Source organism: Nostoc sp. DedSLP03 (assembly GCF_034530815.1).
GTDB lineage: Bacteria > Cyanobacteriota > Cyanobacteriia > Cyanobacteriales > Nostocaceae > Nostoc.
The window spans coordinates 1-24,614 of sequence record NZ_JAVRCK010000058.1 but is presented as its reverse complement, the minus strand read 5'-3'; the positions used below and the strand labels follow the sequence as shown (position 1 = coordinate 24,614).

Sequence of the window (24,614 nt, the reverse complement as noted above, 5' to 3'; positions counted from 1 at the left end):
GCAGTTGGATGATAGAAATAGGCGATCTCACAAATACAGCCAAGATTTTCTGTTTTTCTCTATCCTTAACCAGATATTATTCGATAATTTTTGTTATAAGTTAACTGGTATTTGTATTTAGTATTTTAAATTAGCTAAATAGTGTTATTTATCTTGATGGGTCGAGCTAAATTTTCATTCCACATATCAGATAACTAAAACCTTGACCTCTGGCAAAAGAGACTTTTGGACTCAGCAAAAATCTATCTGTAGATAACTTACTAAAAATCACAAACTAGCTTAGGGTATGTACAGCCTCAGCAATGAGTATTAGTTTTTCCAAAAACTTTTCATGCCCCATATTCATTATCCTCAGTTACGGCGTTATGTCCTTGTTGTATTAATTGTCGCACTAGCATTAGTGCTAATGTTAATGCTAGACCCTTGGTTAAACATAAGTAGAACCCCTTTTCTACTATTTTTTAGCGCTGTAATGTTGAGTGCTTGGTATGGTGGTTTGAAGTCAGGGTTGTTAGCAACTTCATTGTCTGCATTACTGAGCAATTATTTCTTTCTCCCTCCAGCTTATGAGCTGAGTTTTGATTTATCTAATTCTGTGCGAATTGGATTATTTGCATTGCAAGGATTGTTCTTTAGTATTTTATGTGAAGCATTAAAAACTGCTAAAACAGGGGCTGATGAAAATCTCCAAAAGCTGAGAGTTAGTGAAGAAAGATTTCGATTAGCGTTAAGTAGTTCAGATATCGTGGTCTTTCAGCAAGACCGCGATTTGCGATATCAGTGGATTCATAATTCTCAAGGTCTAGAAACTGCTGAGGAAATGTTAGGTAAGTCTGATGATGAATTATTTACCGCCTCAGTAGCAGCGCCATTGCAGGCAATTAAGCAAAATGTAATAAAAACTGGTGTTGCAACCCGCCAAGAGGTTTATTTGACAATTAGTCAAGAAAATCGTTACTACGATTTACTAGTTGAACCGCTAAGGGATGCAGACAATAACATTTTAGGTATCACCTGTGCAGGTGTGAATATTACTGAGCGCAAGCAGGCAGAACTAGAAAAAGCCAGGTTGCACCAGGAACTTCAACAAGCTATTGGGCAAAAAGATGAATCTCTGGCTTTACTCAATGCTTGGCTTACTAGTTCGCCAGTGGCGCTGGCTTTTCTCGATCCCGAACTGCGCTATATTCATGCGAATGAAACGCTAGCTGCTATTAACGGTGTACCGCAAACTCAACATATTGGTCACACCTTTAGGGAAGTACTACCAGAATGGGCAGCGCAAATTGAGCCTGTTTTTCAGCAAGTGATGGAAACTAGGCAGCCCCTACTCAACCAAGAAGTGAGCGGTGAAACTTATCCGCCTGGGGTATATCGTTATGGTCTTGTCAGCTATTATCCGGTGTGTTTGCCGAATGGACAGTTGTTGGGAGTGGGCATTAGTTCAATTGATATTACTCAACTCAAACAAACTGAACAAGCATTACGAGAAAGCGAAGCTAAGTTTCGCAGTGTGGTTGATTCAAACATGATTGGTATCGGCTTCTGGGATCGAGACGGCAGGATTACAGACGCTAACGATGCCTTGCTGAATATGGTGGGTTATACCCGTGAAGAATTACTTTCTGGAACACTTCGCTGGCAAGACCTAACTCCTACAGAGTACGTGCCACTCGATCGAGAAGCAATAACTCAATTACAAGATAGTTTCTTTTGTACGCCATATCAAAAAGAATATATCCGTAAAGACGGCTCACGCTTCCCGATTTTGATAGGTGGTAGCCACTTTGAAGGGACTATAGATCGAGGAGCTTTTTTTGTTCTCGATATTACAGAGCGCAAGCAGGCTGAGGAAAGACTACGCTATATTGCCCAAATTAGTAGTGTACTTTCTACTTCGTTAGATTATGAACAAACCTTACAACAAATCGCCAAAATTTCAGTTCCTCAGCTAGCTGATTGGTGTAGCGTTGATATTTTAAATGAAGATGGTTCCATTCGCCGCCTACCCATTGCCCATGCAGACCCATCGAAAGCGGAGTTGGCGCGTAAACTTCAGGAATATGTGACAGATTACAAGAGTGCAAGTGCAATTACTAGAGTACTGCAAACTGGACAAAGTGAATTGATCTCAGAGGTATCTGACTCGCTATTAGTAGCAACTACTCAGAATCAGGAACACTTAGAACTTGTTCGGCAATTGGGGATGCAGTCTGTAATGATTGTGCCGTTAATTGCAAAAGGGCGCATACTCGGCTGTATTACCTTTGTCAGCACTCTATCAGACCGTCGCTACGATCGCACTGACCTAACTTTAGCAACAGATATTACTCATCGTGCTGCCTTAGCAGTGGAAAATGCTCAACTTTATCGAGACATCCACCAAGCTTTAGTCCATTATGCTGAATCTCTATCTCTTCTAGATGCGCTCCTAGAAGCAGCTCCGATTGCTGTATGCTTTTTGGATCGAGAACTGCAATATATCCGCATTAATCAAGTTTTCGCTGACATTAACGGTTTAACTATAGAAGAACATTTAGGACGCAAATTTAGGGAAGCCTTGCCAGCAATGGCGGCTGAGTTAGAGCCACAGTTACAGCACGTGTTAGATACTGGAGAACCCCTGCTGAATATGGAAATCAGCGGTGAGACAAGAGGACAGCCAAGACGTTACGGTTACTGGCTGGGCAACTATTACCCGGTTAATAACGCAATGGCTGAAACGGTAGGAATTGGGATTATTTTGGCAGATGTTACCGCAGCAAAGCAAACAGAAGTTGCTTTGCGAGAAAGTGAAGAAAGGTTTCGAGCAATGTTCAATCAAGCAGCTGTCGGTATTACTCTAGTAGCGTTGGATGGAAAATTTCTGCAAATTAATCCTGCCCTATGCGAAATTACTGGGTATAGCCATGAAGAGTTAATGCAAATGAACTTTCAGGAAATTACCCACCCTGACGACTTAGAAGTTGATTTGGAAAATGGTCGGCGAGTTTTAGCAAAAGAAATTAGTGGATATTCCTTAGAGAAGCGCTACATTCGCAAAGATGGTTCTATCGTTTGGGCAAACTTAACTTCATCAGCAGTTTGGAATGCGAAGGGACAACCAATGTATGCATTAGGGATTATTGAGGATATTAGCCATCGCAAACGAATTGAAGCCACACAAAACTTTTTAGTCGAAGCCAGTACCTTACTAGCTGCCTCATTAGATTATGAAATAACTTTAGAAAATGTAGCTAATCTAGCAGTTCCAACTTTAGCCGATTTGTGCATTGTAGATGTTTTCCAGGAAGATTGGTCAAGTAAACAAATTGCGATCGCAATTGCCGATCACACAAAACTGAATATTTTAGACGAAATTCGACGGCGTTATCGACCCAAAACCAAAGCGAAAGAACTTGTACGGCAGCTACGTTTAGGAATATCTGTCTTTTATCCCGAATTATCTGACTCACATCTTTTACAGATGTCTGAAGACGACGAACATCTGCAATTGCTGCAAAGTTTGGGTATTCGTTCTCTAATGGTGATTCCAGTTCGTTCTCGCGGGCAATTATTTGGAGCAATCTCTTTTTTTACCGCCGAATCTGGTCGGTACTATCAACAAACAGACTTGGCTTTAGCAGAAGATATTGCTCGGCGGGCAGCGACAGCTATCGACAACGCCAGACTCTACCAGGAAACTGAACGGTCTGTCAATCGCACCGTACTTTTACAAAGAATAACTGCTGCCTTCTCGGAAGCCTTAACTCCCCAACAAGTAGCTAATGTCGTGGTAAACCAAGGCATTGCCGCCTTGGAAGCTACTGGTGGTTCCGTTGTCTTGCTGACTGAGGGAAATACTACCCTAAATGTTGTGCAAGCAATTGGCTATCCGCAAACGCTCATCAATACTTTGACAACTTTTCCGATCGCAGCACCTAACCAAATAGCAGAAACAGTCAGAACTGGGCAGCCGATTTTTTTAGAAAATTTAGCAGCCATGATTGCTAGATATCCCAAATTAGCAGATGTTGTGACTGTTATGGCGAATAATGCCTGGGCTTCCATTCCCTTGGTGGTAGAAGGTCAAGTAATTGGCGCACTGGGATTAAGCTTTACTAGTGGACAAATATTTAATGAAGAAGACCGGGGATTTATGTTGACACTGGGACAACAGTGTGCCCAAGCGATCGCCCGCGCTCAACTTTACGAAGCTGAAAAGACTGCCAGGGCAGAAGCCGAGACAGCCAACCGAATTAAAGATGAATTTCTCGCTGTCCTTTCCCACGAACTCCGAACTCCCTTGAATCCAATTTTAGGATGGGCAAAGTTACTCAGAACCCGCAAGTTCGACGAAGCTACTAAAATCCGAGCATTGGAAACAATCGAGCGGAATGCCAGGTTACAAACCGAATTGATTGGAGATTTACTTGATGTTTCGCGGATTTTGCAAGGTAAGGTTAGGTTAAATCTCCATGCAGTGGATTTGAAAATAGCGATCGCATCTGCATTAGAAACGGTGCGTTTAGCAGCAGAAGCCAAATCGATTCAAATTCAAACGGTGTTAAGTAATGATATCGGCAAAGTTCTCGGCGATGGCGATCGCTTGCAACAAGTAATGTGGAATCTCCTCTCCAATGCTGTTAAATTCACACCCACGAATGGACTTGTAGAAGTGCGTCTAGAGCAAGTTGGTTTAGATGCCCAAATCCAGGTAATTGATACAGGTAAAGGAATTAACCCAGAATTTTTGCCCTACGTCTTTGATTACTTCCGGCAAGCAGATGCTAAGACAACCAGAGTATTTGGCGGATTGGGATTGGGACTGGCAATTGTGCGTCATCTGGTAGAACTTCATGGTGGCACAGTTCAGGCAGAGAGTCCCGGAGAAGGACAAGGAGCTACCTTCACAGTTAAACTACCTTTGCTGAAAAATTCTGAGTTGCGAGTTAGCAGTAGTGAGGCTTCTCAAACAGAACTCAGTACTGAAGAGACATTACTGGCTGGAGTACAAATCCTGCTTGTAGACGATCAAGCCGATGTGCGAGAGTTTTTTAGCTTTGCGCTGGAACAATATGGCGCGACGGTAACGGCAGTCGAATCAGCAGATGAAGCGCTGCAAACATTAATGCAATCAAACCCAGATATCCTCTTAAGCGATATTGGAATGCCCTTCATGGATGGGTATATGTTGCTACGTGAAGTGAGAAAATTACCACCAGAGCAAGGCGGACAAATTCCGGCGATCGCTTTGACAGCTTATGCAGGAGAAATTAACTACAATCAAGCAATGGCAGCAGGATTTCAAAAACATCTACCTAAACCCGTCGATCCAGCGGATTTAGCCGCAGCGATCGTTAGTCTCATTGGGCACACTTCATCTTCTGAGTAAATAAACTCTTCAATTTCTCTTCTTTACTTTAGAAATTAAATATATATTTTTTATTTTTCTTTAGAAATTTGCCATTTGCAAATTGATGTTATAAATTAATGCTCAGGTTTTAATCAGAGATTTATTTACCAATGAAAACCCAACAGTTCAGTTCAACAACCCTAGAAAATACACCTACCAAGACGAAAAAACAGTCTTTTCCTGGTAAGAGTATTGGTACTCCCAAAGTACCATTTCGTAAATTCCATAAAATAGTCCAACAGCATGAGTTACTTAGTGACTGGGAACACGCGAGTTAATTTAGTAACGTACTTACGATCTAAATTGATGTACTACTCTCGGTATCCAGTCAGACATTAAATGATACCAATTTTCTGTGAAGTTGCACTTAATAACGAGGTGATGATATAATCCCATCCACAAATAGAAGCGTAGTTTACCGCCGTAGGTCTTACCCTGAGCCTGTCGTTCGCGGAGCGTCTCGTAGAGAAGGGCATCGCTTCTGCTGAGATGGAACCCTTGAACCTGTTTTAACTTCCGTCTTAATTCATCTTTAGGCCCCTAGTTTATTCACCATCAAATTTTCTTAACACCTTGGTATCAAGAAATGGAAAAGTATTTAGTCACCAAAGAAGAGATTGAGTCTTATGAAGGACTAGAAAAAACACATTTTCTCAACTCCAATGCTCGCAGACTAAATAAGTCTTTAGGGGATTTGACAGGTTTAAAAAATATCGGTTTCCACATCATTGAGGTAGAGCCTGGACGTGAATCGACGGAGCTTCACATGCACTATCACGAAGAAGAGTGCGTATACGTTCTCTCAGGAGAAGCTGAAGCAACAATTGGAGAAAGCGTTTATCCAGTTAAAGCAGGAGATTTTATTGGATATCGCGCTGGTGGTAAGCCGCACAAGCTGAAAAACACGGGCAATTCTATATTCAAATGTATAGTAGTTGGTCAAAGGCTAGACCATGATATCGGTGATTATCCAAATTTGCAGAAGCGTATATATCGGAGCAAAGGTTTAAAGTGGAATCTGGTCGATATGGAAAATATAGCTGAACCAGTAGCAGGTAAGAAGGCATAACAGGTAGAATGCATTTCCTGATGATTTCTTTGGCTCTATTGCCATGAGCCAACAATTTGAGTATTCTCCTTCATGCAGTTCATGTGCCGGCAATAGCTTTACTTTCACAAAACCACATTTTTCATAACAGCGAATAGCACGATAATTGTCAACGTGCGGATCTATAACAATTTTCTCAGCTTGACACTGTTCAAAAAGATAGTTGATAAATACTGATAGCATTTTTGTACCAATTCCCTTGTTCCAATAGTCGGTTTCGCCGATGAACAAGTCAATCGCATAGACACCATCGGTTTGGTCGAGATGATACAATTGTCTATCAGTTTCCGATAAGTCATTGAGTGTACAATACTGCAAATAACCAATGGGAATATCTTGATAGTAGAGGAGGCAAGGAATAACCGGCTCATCTCTCCTAACCATCGGTTTGTACGTTTCTATAATTCTTTCTAAAGGAAAAAAATTATCTCTTCCTTCATAAAATTCTAAAACTTTTGCATTAGTTAACCATTTTGCCATCAACTCATAATCATACATTTCATCTTGCATGAGACGAATAAATATTTCGTCTTTTCTAATCAGCATATCTTGTATAAATAGAATATTTTTTGTAGCAGCTATTAATATCAGTCGTTAAAAATATCTATATTTTGACATAATTTGTGAAAAAAAGAGGAATTTTATCTCTATTTTCTAAAAATAAAATTCCTCTTCAACCCTTATAAGACCCTTGAGATTAGATAGTTATCCACAGGTGAGATTTACTTAGTTACCACCAGATACAACAGCTTTATTATGTATCGCAGTGTCTTCAGGCTTTCTCTGCCATTTCCCATCATTGCCTGGTTCGTATTCATTTTTTACACTATTCCAAGCAATATCACGCGCACCCTCTTCACTCGAACCATCACTTTCAGCAGCATTAAATGCCGTAATAAAAATCTGTTGTGCGTGTTCAGGCAGTTGTCCTTTGATATCTTCCGCTAATTCATCTATTTTGTTATAAGGCATAAACTCACTCCGAATTATTTCAACTTGAGTCCATGCTAAAGAACTGGTAATCTAATTTCCTCCTTCTCTAAGTAGAGACCAAATAATCATACTTTTGGCTGAGTCAAACAATTTTTAAATCAGCGATGCAATAATATTAATACTCATAGCTAAAATGGTGGTGTTGAAAAAGAAAGATAATATGCCATGTAACAGAGTCAAGCGTCTCATATCGGGTGATGTTGTCTGCACATCTGAAACTTGACTGGTCATACCAACAACAAATGAATAATATAAAAATTCCCAGTAGTCTGGATAGTCGTTATGAGGAAAATCTAAACCTCTAGTGATTTCTTCACTCTGATTACGATTAATATATTTGTAATAGCTGTGTGCATATTGCACTGCAAACATCGTATGCACTAATAACCAGGAACCGACAATGGTCATAATTGAAAGTACAACGTGTAGGGTAAGCTGAATTATTGACAATCCTTTTTTATCAAGTAAAAACCCAATAGCTAAAACACTCGCACAAGCCGCAGCGATTACCAGCATAAATATAGCCAAATGTCCTTCATATTCACTCTCAGCATAACGGCGAATTTTTTCTGGGTTAGCCTTAATCATTTTCCACCACGTTATCGCTAAGAAAAAGTCAATAGCGGAGTTCCAAGCGCAGAGAATGCGAGTAGGTAAGTGCAGAGAATGCGGCAGGATTACTGAAACTAATACAGCGAGTCCGATAGCAATGATTAATCGGGGTCGGGTGTCAAAGTTTTTAAATAAATTAAGTTTCACAAATATTGCGATCGCAGAGTTTAACTAATTCGTAATTTGTAATTTTTGGTGAAACACTACACCACATTACACAATCGTCATTCCAGATTTTACTAGGATCTGAATCCACATCAGTAGATGGACAAAAATATTTACAACCATTGCAAACTCAGTGAATCAATCCAATACTCTGCAAATGTCTCATTCGTAATGACATTGTGTAATTAATTTTGTCCAACTACTTTTTTATCTTCTCAGTCTTTAATCTCCAGCCCTTAGTTCAATTAAAAATTATTGGAACTTGGCTCTAATCGTCTCTATGCGTTTACGATTAACACCCAAATCGCTTTGACCTAAACGTGAAGCTGAACGCACATGGATAACATTGGCAGTCCGGTCTAGATAGAATTCTACATCATCCACAAATCCTAGTAAAGCACTTTTAAATTCTGCATATAAATAATCTTTACTTTCAGTAATGATTTTGGTTCTTGGTAAAGACTCAATAATCTGTTTAAGATTAGTAATCGCTTGTTCTGGAGTAGATGTAAAAGTCAGTGGTGCAATTTGATGAGATGCATCTGTACTCTGACTAGAAACGCAATTGGGGGAATTAGGGCAAGATGCTAATTTACCGTTGCTAATACCTAAATTACTTGGTCGTTTGCCAGCAAAAACCATAATTATGTCTCCGAATGAGTGAATAAATATACTCTCATATATTTGTTTTAATCACTGTAATATTTTGCTGTAATCGCATCTTTTGGCAAATGGCAGATTCACTAAAACATCAGTGATGCGATCGCTCTTTATGAACTCAATATTTGACTTTTTCATAAAAAAAGCCTGTATTCTTTGCTCAATAAAGCTTACAGGCTATATTACACCTATACCAAGTTACTTCAGACTAGGCGATACTCAAATTAACTCGGACAATCAAATCGTTGTAATCTCGATCGCCGCCATTAGCCAAATCCTCAAAGCCAAAAGCGTTATTCCCTAATAGGCGAATATGATCTGCTTTGTCAGTGTTAGCACCCAAGAAGGAGAAGTAAACTGCCGGATCGTTATTGGTATTGCTATCAAGAATTGCATCAGTTCCGGCATTAACGATGATAAATGGGACGAAAATAGCACTAGGTTGGAAATTACCTGTGAAAGTTGCTGTACCTTCGTTAGCTACACTCAAATCAATACCAGCGACACGGTGACTAATAGCTGCTTGAGTATAACCCGCCTGCCCAACCAGCACATCTGCTGTACCATCGCCATTGGTATCGATGCCACCATTCTCATCAGTTATCTGATAAAAGCCGACAAAGTTGTTAAAAGCTGCTTCTCTATGAACTACAAATTCGGCTTTCACCAATTGTTTCACATCCCGTAAATCAATTAGTTCGGGTTCATATTTTCCTTGAAGACCAGTACCTAGAGGTGGATCTTGCTCTGTTGCTGCAATCTTGACAACCAAATTCTGGAAGTTGAGAGAGAACCCTGTATCGTCCACATTCGTATCTGAGGAAAAAAGCACCTGAGAAAACGGGGTTTGTCCAGATAGCACCGCCTGAGTAGTGCTGCTACGGATTAAATAAAATCTTAGGTTGCTCTCAGAGTTGAACTCCAGTAGCCTGCTGAGGTCAGTGGGATTAAAACCATTGGGTAATTTGGCAAGAGATGAAAGAAGCACTGTTGCCCGTTGGAGAGCTAGTTCGGTGTAATTTGCAGCACCAGGGGCTACGCCATTAATCCTACCTTCTGCATCGTCAACGACAAATACACCCAGTTCATTGACTTCTTCAGAAGTGTTGCTTTTAATCTTGACTGAGAGTTTGGCTTTTTCCCCGTTAACTTGATTTTTGATCCTAAAGATATCACCTGTAATTCTAGTGAGGAGGCTGATTGATTTAGTCTCAGCAGTAATCCCTTGAGCAATGGTGAGTGCAAATACATCACTGACTTCAGCCCCAACCGAATCTTTGGCGGTAACTTTGATGTTCAAGCTACCCAAGTTATTATTCGTAGGAGTGCCGCTGAAAGTACGCTTATTAGGATTGAAGCTTAACCAACTAGGTAGTGGATCGCCATTGTCTAAAGTAGCAGTGTAGGTTAGGGTATCTTCAATATCTACATCGCTAAAGGTGTTTTCAGGGATAGTGAAGTTAAAGGTAGTTTCTGCCGTAACTTTTTGGTCAGCGATCGCCTGCTCTACAATTGGTGGATTGTTAGCTTTAGCAATTGTGAGTGTAAATACATCACTGATTTCAGCAAGAGCCGGATCTGTGGCGGTGACTTTAATGTTCAAACTACCCACATTATCATTGGTAGGAGTGCCGCTGAAGGTAAACTCGTTAGCATTGAAGCTTAACCAACTAGGTAGTGGATCGCCATTGTCTAAGGTAGCAGTGTAGGTCAGGGTATCTTCAAGATCCACATCGCTAAAAGTATTTTCAGGAATTGTGAAGTTGAAGGTAGTTTTTGCTGTGGCCTTTTGGTCAGCGATCGCTTGATCTACAATTGGCGCACTATTGAACTTAGCAACTGTCAATACAAACACATCACTGACTTCATCCCCAGAAATATCCTTGACAGTGACTTTGATATTTTGATTGCCCAAATTCTCCATCGTCGGAGTACCACTAAAATTCCGGGTAGCAGAATTAAAAGTTAGCCAACTGGGCAGTGGATCGCCGTTTTCGAGAGTAGCAGTGTAGGTGAGGCTATCGCCAGCATCAATATCAATGAAAATATTTTCTGGAATCGTGAAATTGAACTGCGTATTTATGAGTACCTTTCGATTAGCGATCGCCTCAACTAACTCTGGTGCATCGTTGGTGTTGTTAACAGTAAGTGCAAAATCATCACTAACTTCAACCCCAAAAATATCCCTAGCAGTAACTTTAATGTTGAAGCTACTCACATCTGCATTTAAGGGAGTGCCATTAAAGGTTTTGGTAGCAGCATTGAAGGTTAACCAACTCGGTAGAGAGTCGCCGTTTTCGAGAGTGGCGGTGTAAGTGAGGCTATCGCCAGCATCGACATCAATGAAGGTGTCTTCTGAGAAAGTGAAATTGAAAACCGTGTCTTCTATTGCTTCTTGGTTTGCAATTTCGTTCATCACCTCTGGCGCATCGTTGGTGTTGTTAACAGTGAGCGTAAACACATCACTGATTTGAGCAAGAGCTAAATCCGTGGCAGTAACTTTAATGTTTAAGCTACCCACGTTTGCATTTAAGGGAGTGCCACTGAAGGTTTTGGTTGCAGCATTGAAGGTTAACCAACTCGGTAGAGAGTCGCCGTTTTCGAGAGTGGCAGTGTAGGTGAGAGTGTCGCCAGCATCAACATCCTTAAAGGTGTTATCTGGGATAATGAAGGTGAAAAGTGTGTCTTCTGTTGCTTGTTGAGGAGCGATCGCCTGAAATACCTCTGGCGCATCGTTGACGTTGTTAACGGTGAGTGTAAAAACATCATTCGCTTGGGCGCCAGCAGTATCTTTAGCAGTAACTTTAATGTTGAGGCTGCCGACATTTGCATTTAAGGGAGTGCCATTAAAGGTTTTGGTAGCAGCATTGAAGGTTAACCAACTCGGTAGAGAGTCGCCGTTTTCGAGAGTGGCGGTGTAAGTGAGGCTATCGCCAGCATCGACATCAATGAAGGTGTCTTCTGAGAAAGTGAAATTGAAAACCGTGTCTTCTATTGCTTCTTGGTTTGCAATTTCGTTCATCACCTCTGGCGCATCGTTGGTGTTGTTAACAGTGAGCGTAAACACATCACTGATTTGAGCAAGAGCTAAATCCGTGGCAGTAACTTTAATGTTTAAGCTACCCACGTTTGCATTTAAGGGAGTGCCACTGAAGGTTTTGGTTGCAGCATTGAAGGTTAACCAACTCGGTAGAGAGTCGCCGTTTTCGAGAGTGGCAGTGTAGGTGAGAGTGTCGCCAGCATCAACATCCTTAAAGGTGTTATCTGGGATAATGAAGGTGAAAAGTGTGTCTTCTGTTGCTTGTTGAGGAGCGATCGCCTGAAATACCTCTGGCGCATCGTTGACGTTGTTAACGGTGAGTGTAAAAACATCATTCGCTTGGGCGCCAGCAGTATCTTTAGCAGTAACTTTAATGTTGAGGCTGCCGACATTTGCATTTAAGGGAGTGCCACTGAAGGTTTTGGTCGCAGCATTGAAGGTTAACCAACTCGGTAGAGAGTCGCCGTTTTCGAGAGTGGCAGTGTAGGTGAGAGTGTCGCCAGCATCAACATCCTTAAAGGTGTTATCTGGGATAAAGAAGTTGAAAAATGTGTCTTCTATTGCTTGTTGAGGAGCGATGGGCGAAGCTACTTGTGGCGCATCATTGGTATTATTAACAGTGAGTGTAAATACATTACTCGCTTGAGCTTGAGCAATATCCTTGGCGGTAACTTTGATGTTCAGACTACCGACGTTTTCATTTAAGGGAGTGCCACTGAAGGTTTTGGTTGCAGCATTAAAACTCAACCAACTCGGTAGAGAGTCGCCGTTTTCAAGAGTGGCAGTGTAGGTAAGAATATCGCCAGCATCAACATCCTTAAAGGTGTTGTCTGGGATAATGAAGTTGAAAAGTGTGTCTTCTGTTGCTTGTTGAGGAGCGATCGCCTGAAATACTTCTGGCGGATCGTTGACATTCTTAACGGTGAGTGTAAACACATCACTGACTTGAGCAAGATAAGTATCTGTAGCAGTAACTTTAATGTTTAAGCTACCCACATTCTCATTTAAGGGAGTGCCACTGAATGTTTGAGTAGCAGCATTGAAGCTTAACCAACTGGGTAAAGAGTCACTGTTTTCGAGAGTGGCAGTGTAGGTGAGAATGTCTTCAGGATCTTGATCTTGGAAGCTATCTGAGATTGTGAAGTTGAAATTTATGTCTTCTGGAGTCTCTTTGTCTGCGATTTCCTTCACTAGTACTGGATTTTGGTTAACCCTGTAACGTGCCACAGCAAAGTTATTGGCGCTTACTCCCGCGACTATTACCGTACCATCGTGTTGGGTGAGAGCATAGGCATTATCAGTAGTCTTTGTGCCGATATCAGTAGTGATAATGCCAGTAGTGTTGAAATCAGTGTCAAGAGTACCATTGCTGTTGTAACGTACTAAAGCAAAGTTATTGTTACTCGAACCCGCCACAATAATTTTGCCATTAGCTTGCATGCTAACGCTGTAGGCTATGTCAGTACTGCCCAAGTTAGTAATGACCTTGCCAGCAGTACCAAAGCTGGTGTCGAGACTTCCATTGCTGTCGTAACGTACCACAGCAAAGTTACTACTACTCACTCCCGCTAACAGAATCTTGCCATCGTCTTGCAGGGCAATGCTGTAGGCGGTGTCTGTGGTATTAGTACCAATATCAGTAATGACCTTGCCAGCAGTACCAAAGCTGGTGTCAAGACTTCCATTGCTGTCGTAACGTACCACAGCAAAGTTATTATTACTCACTCCCGCTAACAGAATCTTGCCATCGTCTTGCAGGGCAATGCTGTAGGCTATGTCAGTACTGCCCAAGTTAGTAATGACCTTGCCAGTACCACCAAAGCTGGTGTCGAGACTTCCATTGCTCTTGTAACGTACCACAGCAAAGTCATTACCGCGCTTTCCTGCCAGCAAAATCTTGCCATCGTCTTGCAGGGCAATGCTGTAGGCTATGTCAGTACTGCCCAAGTTAGTAGTAACCTTGCCAGCAGTACCAAAGCTGGTGTCGAGACTTCCATTGCTGTTGTAACGTGCCACAGCAAAGTTACTACTACTCGCACCCGCTACCAGAATCTTGCCATCGTCTTGTAGGGCAATGCTGTAGGCTATGTCAGTATTGCCGAAGTCAGTAGTGACTTTGCCAGTATTACCAAAGCTGGTGTCGAGACTACCATTACTGTTGTAACGTACCACAGCAAAGTTATTATTACTCACTCCCGCTACCAGAATTTTGCCATCGTCTTGTATGACAATGCTTCTAGCAATATCAGTGGTATTAGTACCAATATCAGTAGTGACCTTGCCATCACTATCAAAGCTGGCATCGAGAACTACAGATAGAATTGAAGCGTAGGCTGTTATTACTTCTTGCCCAAACGCTAAACGAGGAACAATAGATCCTGTAGAAACCTCCAGTTCCCAATCACCACCTAATGCAGCACTCCCTGTCAAGTCATCAGAGGCCGCTACTACTGCACTTGTCAATTCGCTCAGACAGCGTATAAACAATACACCTGACTCGGTTTGAGCGACTTTGCAACCATATAGCAGTAGTTGTGCGTCTTCACCCAAAGCATTTGCCCAACCCATAAGTTGGGCTGCGTAACGATTAAGCGTTTCGTTGTTGAGTTGACTGTTGCCCAAATAGATGCACCCAGGTGCGCCGTGGGAAACAATGTGCAGACTATTGACTCCTTGATGAGACTCCAGCACTCGACTAATTTGCTCAATACCATCTTGGTTGGCATCTAAGACTACAATTGAGGTATCTGGTAATACACCCATTACCAGACTTTGGTAGTCATCAACCTCTGGGTCAATAAAAACTAGGCGAGTAGGATACAAGTCTAAAGTTGATTTAATATTAATGCTGTTAGATATTTTGTTTATAGTAAAGTTTTTATTGCTATTATGCTTTATCATAAATTTCCAATGGTAAATCCCTGATATTCAGCAAAAATGAAACTTTTTGCAGATCATTTCTTGTAGTTGCTTTCATTTTCAATGTAGGAATAAAATAAATCCTTTCCCTCGGTAAATCCACCAGTTTAATTAATGAAGATTTAGAAATTTTGGGCATAGAAAGTAGCTGAAACTTTTGATAAAAAAACTCAGTAAACATCCAATACGGTTTGGGGAAAGGAGAAAGGGGAAAGGGGGAGAAAAAACCTCTTTCTCCTTTCCCAGTAACCTTTTCCCAAAGGTAATTCTGAGTTCAAAAGACTTATCCGAACCGTGTTGAGTACACATCTATATCCCGACGTTGCATATTTGCGGAATGATTTAGCAACGTCCAAAAATTTCCCCCAGTTTCCCTTGCTTGCCTCAATTCATACCACTGTTCTGCAATGCCCTATTCCCAGATATCTTGTTTCCTCCCTAGACAAGTAAGTTCAGGAATCAAATCGGATTCCTATATGATCCGGTAAGTATCGTCTAAATGAAAAGAGATTTATGACGCAAACAATTTCAATTAACGACTCCGGGCGCTTGCAACTCACGCCGCTAGAAATCCCATCCCGTCTGCTGTTGGGGCCAGGGCCATCTAATGCCCATCCCACAGTTCTCCAAGCAATGAATACTTCACCCGTTGGGCATCTTGACCCAACTTTTCTCGCACTCATGGATGAAATTCAGTCGTTGTTACGCTACGTATGGCAAACAGAAAACTCACTTACCATTGCAGTCAGTGGTACGGGAACAGCTGCAATGGAAGCAACCATTGCCAATGCTGTAGAACCTGGTGATGTCGTTTTAATCGGTGTAACTGGTTATTTTGGTAATCGCCTTGTGGATATGGCTGGACGTTATGGCGCTGATGTGCGAACCATTACCAAACCTTGGGGACAAGTCTTCAATTTGGAGGAACTCCAAACTGCCTTAAAAACTCATCGTCCAACTATCTTAGCTTTAGTTCATGCCGAAACTTCCACTGGCGCACGTCAACCCTTGGAAGGGGTTGCTGATTTGTGTCGTGAATTTGGCACTTTGTTATTAGTGGATACGGTGACAAGTTTGGGCGGCGTCCCCTTATTTTTGGATACTTGGGGAGTTGACTTAGCCTATAGTTGTAGCCAAAAAGGGTTAGGTTGCCCGCCTGGTGCTTCTCCCTTTACAATGAGTGCGCGTGCAGTTGAGAAATTGCAACAACGGCAAACGAAAGTTGCAAACTGGTATTTAGATATGTTGTTGCTGGGTAAGTATTGGGGTGCTGAACGCACCTATCACCACACAGCACCCATAAATTTATACTATGCATTGCGAGAAGCACTACGTTTGCTTGCAGAAGAGGGATTAGCAAATTCCTGGCAACGGCATCAAAAAAACGTAGAATATCTCTGGGAAGGTTTAGAGAATTTAGGACTGAGTATGCACGTTGAGCAAGAGTATAGATTGCCAACACTTACCACTGTCCGTATTCCAGCCGGGGTAGATGGGAAAGCGATCGCACAGCAGTTACTCAATGAACATAATATTGAAATTGGCGGTGGTCTTGGCGAACTCGCAGGTAAAGTTTGGCGCGTGGGATTGATGGGCTTTAATAGTCGAAAGGAAAGTGTTGACCAACTTTTAGCCGCATTGCGGCAGGTTTTGCCTAAGTAGTTTTGATATATGGTGCGTTAAGAGTAGCTTAACGCACCTGAGAAAAAGAGCATCGGGCTAACTTCACTGCGAGAAAAAACCAACAACCAGCAGAGGCAAAAGTATTAAAACAGATACAATCAAAACCAGAGTTGCCGGCTCGACTTTAATCTGGTTCTTCTCTGGATCGCGCATTTGGCACTCCTCGAACAATCAATATATTACCTAAGCCTAAATGATGGTTACTTTTTTTTCCAAGCCCAATAAGGTTTAAAAGTGTAAACTTTTTAGCCCATCAGCTTATTTCTTCCAAGGCAATTTAGTCCCCATTTCAGTTAAAGCTGAGAAGATAAGATAGAGAATGAGTAACCCAGCCGCCGCAAAGAAAGCGAGTAAATCGTTATCCATAAATACCCGACGCTAAAACTTCGCTAATCATAGCGGAATTATCTAATCTTTAGCATTTTTCTGAGTCTGCAATCTTTGATCTTCTGGGTGCAAACTGTACCAGCCAAACCAGTGACGAACTGCTAGCCAAACCGCTGAAAGCAAACCCGCCAAACTAAGGGTTAGTCCGCTAAACGGTATTAATAATCCAAAAATAGGTAGTACTGCTCCAGCAATAGTAGCAACGATCGCAGCCAAAGAACCACTGCGGCTTGCTCCCAATCCCCATGTTAAAATTAGTAAAACGACCGAAATTAAAGTCCAAGCCAACTGAGCATTGATAACACGAGCTAGATAAGTCAAAGTCAACAGACAAGCAAAGAAAATACTAGCAGCGATCGCAATATTTCTAAAACTCATTGGCAGTGACAAATATAACAGCAATATCCACCACAAAAATATTGCCGGTGCTAGTAATAACAGCCGGGGAATGATGCCAGTATGACGAATGGGTTCGGTGTTAGTAAACACTCCAAATGGATTTTTGACTGAAACATTATCGTCAAATATCCAAGTAAACTGAGTACTGCGTCCGTTAACTTTAATCTCATTCGGTACAACACCACTAGCGAAATCAGCCGGAGCAAAGTTGGCAATTGCTGTGAGGCGAAAATTAGAAAGCAACTGTCCCGTTGCACTATAAACCCAACGCGGCCCGCCTTGAGCCTGATAGGTAACTCGAAAGGTAGTTTCTTCTCCTGGTTGCAGCCGGAAGGGAAAGCCATAGTCTCCCGGATTGGTTTGTTGTAACCTAGTACCGTCACGCTCAACTTTGTAGCTAGCAAGCAGTGTGTAGCCGTTAGGTGGCGATGCTTCAAAAAAGAAATTATTAATATCCTTGAGTTGGTTAACTACTTTATAATCAGCAGTGTAATTTACCTGATAAATTGAACTGTGGCCTGGAACATCTACACTTTGGTCTAGCTTGACTTGTATTTGCGAACCAGCCAACGTTAAGAAGCGGTTGATTTGTCGTGTCTCATTTACCTTGACAATTTTGCCATTAACTTGAGTGTTATAGGAGTATGGCTCTTGAATCGAGTAGCGAACTTGCGGGGCAGATTGTTCGAGCTTTTCACCTGCGACACTTTGGGCCACTTGAGCCACCTTTGTTTGTTCCCAGTAGTGATAGCGATTGCTCAAAGTCGAACAGAGAAAAAATCCCGGAACTAACAAGACTAATACTAGAGTTAAATGCTGTAATCCCCGTAACAGTTGAGAATAACGCACAGCCCATTCGCCAATGAATATAAATTCTTCCGGCTGGCTGCGACGCAGAGAAAAACTGATGAGTGCGATCGCAATTCCTAAAGCTACAACCAAAAATACTAATAACAATGAAGCTTTGAGCGCCTGGGTTCCAAATTGAACAAGCTCAACTGGATGCGTCAAATCGGGTAATCCGGGAATACCTTGAGCAGAAGATGACATTGGCTGATTTTTGCAGAATTTGAAGAACCAGACCAATAAAATCTCTTAAAAGTTTCTGGACAATAGTTTTATTTGATACCCAGACAATTGAGAGAAGTGCTGCGTTGGTGTAGCCAGCCGTAGGCATCGCTCTGTCCCTGATTTGCTCGACTGTAACTTGGTATAAACACCAAAAACCCGGTTTTAATAACCGGGTTCTTGAGGGAAACAATGGGGATATATTCCCCGAAGGTTAGTTATAGAGGTTCAGTATAATATCGATGCTCTGATATTTACTACCACGCCATTGTTACCCATTCCGGAAAATTAGCTAAGAATTTTTGACTAGTCTTCTTTAGACTTGTCGCTTCATCAGGTAGAGTAACGATTAGCAACTGGAATCAGACAGAAAAATGCTAGACATCAATCGGGTTTTGAAAGAAGACCGCTTGCTGAGAGCATTGACTGGACTAAACCGTAAGGCATTTGATGAATTGGGGACATCCAAAAATTACATTACTCAATTTTTGCATCCAATCGGAGCAGGGGGACAAGGTAGACAAGGTAGACAAGGTAGCAATACCTCTCCCAAGTCTCCCCCCTCTCCCAAGTCTCTCCAAAGCGATTGATTATTTTTTTATTTGGAAGTCCCTTGTCGCAAGGCTTTGAAATTGTACTCAACCAAGAAGCGATGCCTGCGGTGGTCACTGACTTGTACTGAGCGCAGCCGAAGTAGCTTTGTCGTATACCTCCTCTTAAGCAAGCTAGCAAGAGCGTCTCTAAGAGTTGTGCGGGCTACGCCTAGTCGATTTATTTTCGTCGTTAGACTGTAAACCCTGTAACTCACTGTGTACACCCGATCTCAGCCTTAGCGATCGCCGTTTCTACGTCTAAAGATACAAGTTTTTTTAATTTTGAGATATTAATCAAAGATTAATGAGATATTAAGTTGAAAAACTAGTTCAGATAGAAACTTATCATGACCGAGCAAGAGCTTCAATCCCTTTTTAATTCCTTAGATACCGATGGAGATGGCAAAGTATCGATTAACGATCTTTTTTTAAGTCCTGGTTTAAGTGCAATCATTTCATCAGAAACAAATACCACTAGTCCCCAGGAATTGCTAGTAAATTATGATTCAGACAAAGACGGCAGTATTACCTTTGAAGAGTTAAAGGAAGCAGTTGAGAAAGCAAATAATTTAAAGTAGCAACCCAATCCCTAACACCCAATACCCAATAACCAAAAATCCCTCTCTAGCCCACGCCTTTGAGGGATTTGCAATTTTCATGGTCATTGGACTTCTTGGCAAAAGTCGGGGAAAGGTTTGTTATTTTCCCTTTCCCCTTTACCCCGCTTGCGTTTCCTTGGCGAACTACTAGTTGCTTGTTTGAGCTTAACTTGACACCATTAGAGTCTCAACGATCCGGCAGGCGAAGTGCTTTCGGTGTTCTACATATACAACTTGTTTAAATTTAGGTTAACCAAAGGTTATGCGATGAATCACAACTATCTTATAATACCTCTAAACTACAGTAAATCTCTCGGCTTACCGAATTTAATAGAGGAGGGAAATTTTGAGAAACAAGCGGCAGCATACTTGGAAGTTAAACTATATCAGGAAACAAGTTCACACTCGTACTGTTAAAGCTTGGCAAGCTATGAGAAACTGGGGGTTTATATCCCTATTTTTGGCGGGAGTAAGCTTAAGTATAGTGATGAGTGCTTGCTCTGGAGCTAATGTTGATAACACTGTTAATAGAATCGCCACTTCAGAGCGCGATCTAAACCTAACGTTTGTTTCTTACTCAGTGACCAAGGCTGCATACGAGCGAATTATTCCACAATTTGTAGAAAAATGGAAAAAAGAGCATAACCAAAATCTGAAGTTTACTGAAAGTTATGATGGGTCTGGTTCTCAAACCCTAAATGTGATTGATGGTTTAGAGGCTGATGTGATACACCTGTCACTAGCCCTTGATGTTGACAAACTGGTTCAGACAGGTTTTATTCAACCGGGTTGGGAAAAAGAAGCACCAAATAATGCAATTGTCACCCAATCCGTAGGTGCGATCGCTACTCGTGAGGGGAATCCCAAAAATATTAAAACATGGACAGATTTGACAAGACCAGGAGTTAGCGTACTGACAGCTAACCCGAAAACATCTGGTGGTGCGCGATGGAACTTCTTAAGTTTATGGGGTTACGTAACAAAAACTGGTCAGAATGAGAAGCAAGCATTAGATTTTACTTCCAAAGTTTATAAAAATGTACTTGTGCTGCCCAAAACTGCTCGTAATGCCAGCGAATTGTTCTTTAAACAAGGTCAAGGGGATGCTTTACTCAACTATGAAAATGAAATGATTTTATCAAAACAAAAAGGCGAAAAGTTCTCATATGTTGTCCCTGATGTGAATATATCTATTGATAATCCAATTGCTGTGGTAGATAAGAACGTCGAGCAACACGGGACTCGGAAAGTTGCAGAAGCATTTGTTCAATATCTCTATACCCCAGAGATACAACGGGAATTTTCCAAAATAGGATTTCGTCCTGTGAATAATACGATTGCAAAAGAATTGGGTAACAATTTTCCTCAAGTTCAAACTCTGTTCAAAGCTGAAGATTTAGGAGGATGGAACAATATTCAACAGAAATTTTTTAATGAAGGTGCTATTTTTGACCAAATTCAAGCTCAGAAAGCTTCAAAATAAATAGCTTGAAATTCTAAAAATTTTTACAACCTACATGATTATGAATGTAGAGCCTATTTATAAAGTAAATATTAAGTAGGATGTGTTACGGCTATGTAAAGATTTGGGAGTTTCAGAAAATCAGGATTAGCCGTAACGCATCATATCTGTCGGTGCGTTAAGCGTTGCTATAACGCACCCTACAATTTAAGCTTTACTTTATAAATCATCTCGTAGACCATAAGCCATATTAGAGAAAAGCTTATGGTCTACAATCTTAGATAAATATCCAAATAAAAATTACTATTTAAAGAGCTTGAGTTTAACTAAATCGACTATCATGAAGAGAAAGTTCATACTCTTATCTACTAATAAAAAAAGCATTTATGGCTGATTTTTAGTGACAAATCAGTTTTTCAACAACCTTATTATTGTCTCCAACTGCTTGAGCAACCGTAAAAGGTTTATTGCTAGAAGGTTGTTTAGTAAATTTGCTATTAATTTGAATATGCAAGCCTGGTAATAGAGCCACTTTAGCTTCTTTATTATCTGTCGGACTAGATACTAAAGTTTCTTTCATCTCATTAATAATTTGTTGCTGGTCTTTGATAATTTGAGTTAGTTCGTTAAGCCTTTGAGAGTGTAATTCATCCAATTTCTGATGTAGTAGTTCAATATTTTGACTGGCTTTAAGATTCACTTGGTGGTCGATTTCGGCACTTCTGCGGTCAGTGTCAGACTGGCGATTCTGACTCATCAATACAATTGGCGCTGTGTAGGCTGAAGCAAATGAAAACACTAAGTTGAGCATGATGAACGGTGAATTATCCCAGTGGGGAACTCCTGGTGTCAAGTTCATTCCCACCCATCCGGCCAAAATGGTACTTTGGCAAATCAGGAATTTCCAAGAGCCTACATGGTTTGCTAATTTATCAGCAAGCTGTTGTCCGCGCGTTAATTGCTCTATCGATGCGTCTGGAGCTTTCTGTGCAACTTGAGTGTTTTGAAGTGCTTGTACATCAACGCTATTTGACAATATTTTTTTGCTTATACTCATGCTACACCTGTTTAGTTAATTCAGTATGTGTTTGGCTTGATACTTTAAAATTAAGGTTTACCGCCGATAGAAGCAAATATTCTTTTTTTTCAAAACGATAAATAGAAGTAATTACTCGTGAGAATTCCAGCGATGTATACGATGGTCACTGACTTGTACTGAGCTTGTCCTGAGCGCAGCCGAAGTAGCTTTGCCGTACCCCTCCTCTTAAGCAAGCTAGCAAGAGCCTCTCGTAGAGAAGGGTATCAGTGTATCAATTCCGAATCTAGCTGCAAAAACACAGGAAATTGTTAAATAGCATTGCATACTACGGTAAATCTATCGGAATAATGTATGATATTCTCAGTTCTACTCCCAGCACAGGAATGTTGCGATCGGAATATTGGCAAAATTCCAAAGAAAACAGGCGAGTGTGAACACCACCCTACAGATCAAACTTTGGAGAATCTACATGGGCTACAAACATATAGAAGTTAAACAAGTTGCTGGTTTCATCGGTGCCGAAATCGGTAGCGTAGACCTTTCCCGTCCTCTTTCTGACGAACAAGTTCAAGAAATCCGTAAAGCGTTATTGAAATGGAAAGTTGTATTCTTTCGTGGTCAGAACATCGATCATGCTGCCCAGGTTGAGTTTACATCTCGTTTCGGTGAAGTAACTTTCGCGCATCCACTCGGAGAGCCTGAACCAGTACCAGGATTCCCACAGATCAAACCCGTAGATCGTAAGCTCTATGAGAAGCAGTACGGTTTTCGCACTGGTGGTCCTTGGCACACAGACGTAACGGCAGCTATTAATCCACCAGCAGGTTCAATTTTACGCGCGGTTAATGTCCCCAGCTTCGGTGGTGACACTCAGTGGAGCAATCTAGTTGCAGCTTATGAAGGACTGTCAGCACCTCTACGGGCGCTAGCAGACACATTGAAAGCTGAACATCGCTTTAATGGGGGCGGGTATCAGCCCCGCAACGGCAAATTCGACGAGCGCATTGCTGTCAATCCACTAGTCTCAATCCACCCAGTAGTCAGGGTTCATCCTGAGACTGGTGAACGTGCGTTGTTCGTGAACCCTGGCTTCACCTCGCACATTATTGATGTGTCACCACAAGAGAGCAAACTGTTACTTGAGTTGTTCTTCAACCAAATCACCAAGCCTGCTTACACCACCCGTTTCCGTTGGAACAATGGTGACATAGCGTTCTGGGATAACCGCGCTACTGTGCATTTAGCTCCTCAAGATTTAGATCATTTGGATGTGGAGCGTTTGTTATATCGCACCACCATTACTGGTGATGTTCCAGTTGGAGTTGATGGTTTCCGCTCCCAAGTGGTTCAAGGTGAGGTGTTCAACGCGGAAGTACCAACTGTCTTCAAGCAAAAAGCTGAATCTAAGGAACCACAACCAGTACTTTCGTAAACCTGAGTTCTGTTGGTTTTCTTGTCTACGAGAGGCCGCCTCTTGAATTCCCCCTTAAAAAGGGGGAATAAGGCGGTAATGATATCTTTAGCCGAGCATGGAGATGTATATATATCGCAGCTTTTCAAGGAGAGAATGAAAGTCTAAGCACTTCTTTTTAAGGAGACTCTAAAAGCATCTCTATTTTCTCTCTAAAAAGATGTTTGAAAGTTTTTTAGAGAGAAAAGGGAGACAGTATAACACTGCCTAAACTTTTGCCTAAAGGTATCAATATCAAAGTTATGAGAAAAGTGCAAATTGGCGAATATTCGATATCCAGACGTGATTTACTCTACGCTTTCTATGGATTAATTTCTTTTACGACTTTAGCCAGTTGTGGTACAAACAAGACCAGTATCGGCAATAGCACTGCCAGTAACACCAATATTATTAAGAGTAGTAGCAGTACTAAGGTTGTTCGGCTTGGCTACCAAGTTTCTGGGGATCTAACACACGAAAAAGGGGTAATTGAAAAACGTTTAGCTCCTCAAGGAATAGGTGTTACTTGGTCTCAATTTGTGTCCGGGCCACCACTCTTAGAAGCCTTAAATGTGGGTAGTATCGATATGGGGCCAACCGGTGAAACACCACCTATTTTTGCTCAGGCAGCTGGTACTAATCTGATTTATGTAGTTAATACCCCGCCAGGTACTGGAGAAGGTTCAGCAATTGTTGTGTTAAAGGATTCTCCAATCCAAACATTGGCAGGTCTTAAAGGTAAAAAAGTTGCTTATTCTAGAGGGACGGCTCAGACCTTTTTTGTGGTGAAAGCGTTTGAAGAAGTAGGGCTAAAAATCAGTGATATTGAATCAGTGAATCTAGCCATTGCAGATGGAAGAGCAGCGTTTTTGAACAAGACGGTTGATGCTTTTGTAGAAAGCGATCCTAGTCTGATCAAGCTGCAACGGGAAGGCACTATTCGAGTCTTACGAAATGCCCAAGGAATTAAAACGCCAGGAGGTTATTACCTAGGGCGTGTCATCAATTAGGTAAACTGGAATCAGAACTGCTGAAAAAGAAT

General features: G+C 41.4%; 16 protein-coding genes. 9 read left to right on the top strand and 7 right to left on the bottom strand.

Translation table 11 applies throughout. The features are described 5' to 3' along the window. The first annotated feature begins 331 nt into the window (after nt 1-331). The 3 genes from RM368_RS24565 to RM368_RS24555 all read left to right on the top strand — a co-directional run bounded on the left by RM368_RS24565 (nt 332) and on the right by RM368_RS24555 (nt 6,464). Entirely contained in the window at nt 332-5,374 is a 5,043-nt protein-coding gene (locus tag RM368_RS24565; protein WP_322696454.1) for a PAS domain S-box protein, read from the top strand. A gap of 131 nt (nt 5,375-5,505) precedes the next feature. Then, complete coding sequence (locus RM368_RS24560; RefSeq protein WP_322696453.1) at nt 5,506-5,673, top strand: hypothetical protein; 168 nt, start codon at nt 5,506-5,508, stop codon at nt 5,671-5,673. A gap of 308 nt (nt 5,674-5,981) precedes the next feature. After that, nucleotides 5,982-6,464, top strand: coding sequence for a cupin domain-containing protein (locus RM368_RS24555; protein WP_322682621.1), 483 nt, complete (start codon nt 5,982-5,984; stop codon nt 6,462-6,464). On the opposite strand, the gene RM368_RS24550 is transcribed toward RM368_RS24555, so the two are convergent. From RM368_RS24550 to RM368_RS24530, 5 genes are all read right to left on the bottom strand, one after another. Beyond that, nucleotides 6,402-7,049, bottom strand: a complete 648-nt coding sequence (locus tag RM368_RS24550) for a GNAT family N-acetyltransferase (protein WP_322696452.1) — start codon at nt 7,047-7,049, stop codon at nt 6,402-6,404. The two genes, RM368_RS24555 and RM368_RS24550, sit on opposite strands and share 63 nt — an antisense overlap. A gap of 180 nt (nt 7,050-7,229) precedes the next feature. Further along, on the bottom strand, nt 7,230-7,475 hold the full coding sequence (locus tag RM368_RS24545) for a ChaB family protein (protein WP_322696451.1): 246 nt from the start codon (nt 7,473-7,475) through the stop codon (nt 7,230-7,232). A gap of 114 nt (nt 7,476-7,589) precedes the next feature. Next, complete coding sequence (locus tag RM368_RS24540; protein WP_322696450.1) at nt 7,590-8,255, bottom strand: DUF1345 domain-containing protein; 666 nt, start codon at nt 8,253-8,255, stop codon at nt 7,590-7,592. A 270-nt stretch (nt 8,256-8,525) separates the two neighbouring features. Continuing rightward, the gene (locus tag RM368_RS24535; RefSeq protein WP_322696449.1) at nt 8,526-8,915 is read right to left on the bottom strand and encodes a DUF1499 domain-containing protein; all 390 of its coding nucleotides are present in this window, start codon (nt 8,913-8,915) and stop codon (nt 8,526-8,528) included. 226 nt (nt 8,916-9,141) lie between these two features. Continuing rightward, nucleotides 9,142-14,874: a putative Ig domain-containing protein gene (locus RM368_RS24530; RefSeq protein WP_322696448.1), complete on the bottom strand. Its 5,733-nt coding sequence runs from the start codon at nt 14,872-14,874 to the stop codon at nt 9,142-9,144. Between the two features lie 531 nt (nt 14,875-15,405). Here RM368_RS24530 and RM368_RS24525 point away from each other — a divergent pair. Next, nucleotides 15,406-16,554 (top strand): alanine--glyoxylate aminotransferase family protein, encoded by a 1,149-nt coding sequence (locus RM368_RS24525; protein WP_322696447.1) that lies wholly within the window; start codon nt 15,406-15,408, stop codon nt 16,552-16,554. Between the two features lie 429 nt (nt 16,555-16,983). On the opposite strand, the gene RM368_RS24520 is transcribed toward RM368_RS24525, so the two are convergent. Beyond that, entirely contained in the window at nt 16,984-18,411 is a 1,428-nt protein-coding gene (locus tag RM368_RS24520; protein WP_322696446.1) for a DUF456 domain-containing protein, read from the bottom strand. A 392-nt stretch (nt 18,412-18,803) separates the two neighbouring features. Here RM368_RS24520 and RM368_RS24515 point away from each other — a divergent pair, with 392 nt between their 5' ends. From RM368_RS24515 to RM368_RS24505, 3 genes are all read left to right on the top strand, one after another. Beyond that, on the top strand, nt 18,804-19,019 hold the full coding sequence (locus RM368_RS24515) for a hypothetical protein (protein ID WP_322696445.1): 216 nt from the start codon (nt 18,804-18,806) through the stop codon (nt 19,017-19,019). A 347-nt stretch (nt 19,020-19,366) separates the two neighbouring features. After that, a complete protein-coding gene (locus RM368_RS24510; protein WP_322696485.1) occupies nt 19,367-19,600 on the top strand; it encodes an EF-hand domain-containing protein in 234 nt (77 codons plus the stop codon). Nucleotides 19,601-20,051: 451 nt separating this feature from the next. Then, nucleotides 20,052-21,104 (top strand): sulfate ABC transporter substrate-binding protein, encoded by a 1,053-nt coding sequence (locus tag RM368_RS24505; RefSeq protein WP_322696484.1) that lies wholly within the window; start codon nt 20,052-20,054, stop codon nt 21,102-21,104. Nucleotides 21,105-21,480: 376 nt separating this feature from the next. Here the strand turns inward: RM368_RS24505 and RM368_RS24500 are convergent, their stop codons facing one another. Then, nucleotides 21,481-22,140: a DUF1003 domain-containing protein gene (locus RM368_RS24500; protein ID WP_322696444.1), complete on the bottom strand. Its 660-nt coding sequence runs from the start codon at nt 22,138-22,140 to the stop codon at nt 21,481-21,483. A 451-nt stretch (nt 22,141-22,591) separates the two neighbouring features. On the opposite strand from RM368_RS24500, the gene RM368_RS24495 reads away from it, so the two are divergent. Together RM368_RS24495 and RM368_RS24490 are read left to right on the top strand one after the other, a co-directional pair. Continuing rightward, nucleotides 22,592-23,554: a TauD/TfdA dioxygenase family protein gene (locus tag RM368_RS24495; RefSeq protein WP_322691836.1), complete on the top strand. Its 963-nt coding sequence runs from the start codon at nt 22,592-22,594 to the stop codon at nt 23,552-23,554. A 281-nt stretch (nt 23,555-23,835) separates the two neighbouring features. Continuing rightward, nucleotides 23,836-24,582, top strand: coding sequence for an ABC transporter substrate-binding protein (locus RM368_RS24490; RefSeq protein ID WP_322696443.1), 747 nt, complete (start codon nt 23,836-23,838; stop codon nt 24,580-24,582). Nucleotides 24,583-24,614: the final 32 nt, after the last annotated feature.

Excerpts from the sequence above, each read along its gene's own strand:
- RM368_RS24565 (WP_322696454.1), top strand. The coding sequence starts at position 332 with ATGCCCCATATTCATTATCCTCAGTTACGGCGTTATGTCCTTGTTGTA.
- RM368_RS24560 (WP_322696453.1), top strand. The coding sequence starts at position 5,506 with ATGAAAACCCAACAGTTCAGTTCAACAACCCTAGAAAATACACCTACC.
- RM368_RS24555 (WP_322682621.1), top strand. The coding sequence starts at position 5,982 with ATGGAAAAGTATTTAGTCACCAAAGAAGAGATTGAGTCTTATGAAGGA.
- RM368_RS24550 (WP_322696452.1), bottom strand. The coding sequence starts at position 7,049 with ATGCTGATTAGAAAAGACGAAATATTTATTCGTCTCATGCAAGATGAA.
- RM368_RS24545 (WP_322696451.1), bottom strand. The coding sequence starts at position 7,475 with ATGCCTTATAACAAAATAGATGAATTAGCGGAAGATATCAAAGGACAA.
- RM368_RS24535 (WP_322696449.1), bottom strand. The coding sequence starts at position 8,915 with ATGGTTTTTGCTGGCAAACGACCAAGTAATTTAGGTATTAGCAACGGT.
- RM368_RS24530 (WP_322696448.1), bottom strand. The coding sequence starts at position 14,874 with ATGATAAAGCATAATAGCAATAAAAACTTTACTATAAACAAAATATCT.
- RM368_RS24525 (WP_322696447.1), top strand. The coding sequence starts at position 15,406 with ATGACGCAAACAATTTCAATTAACGACTCCGGGCGCTTGCAACTCACG.
- RM368_RS24520 (WP_322696446.1), bottom strand. The coding sequence starts at position 18,411 with ATGTCATCTTCTGCTCAAGGTATTCCCGGATTACCCGATTTGACGCAT.
- RM368_RS24515 (WP_322696445.1), top strand. The coding sequence starts at position 18,804 with ATGCTAGACATCAATCGGGTTTTGAAAGAAGACCGCTTGCTGAGAGCA.
- RM368_RS24505 (WP_322696484.1), top strand. The coding sequence starts at position 20,052 with ATGAGAAACTGGGGGTTTATATCCCTATTTTTGGCGGGAGTAAGCTTA.
- RM368_RS24500 (WP_322696444.1), bottom strand. The coding sequence starts at position 22,140 with ATGAGTATAAGCAAAAAAATATTGTCAAATAGCGTTGATGTACAAGCA.
- RM368_RS24495 (WP_322691836.1), top strand. The coding sequence starts at position 22,592 with ATGGGCTACAAACATATAGAAGTTAAACAAGTTGCTGGTTTCATCGGT.
- RM368_RS24490 (WP_322696443.1), top strand. The coding sequence starts at position 23,836 with ATGAGAAAAGTGCAAATTGGCGAATATTCGATATCCAGACGTGATTTA.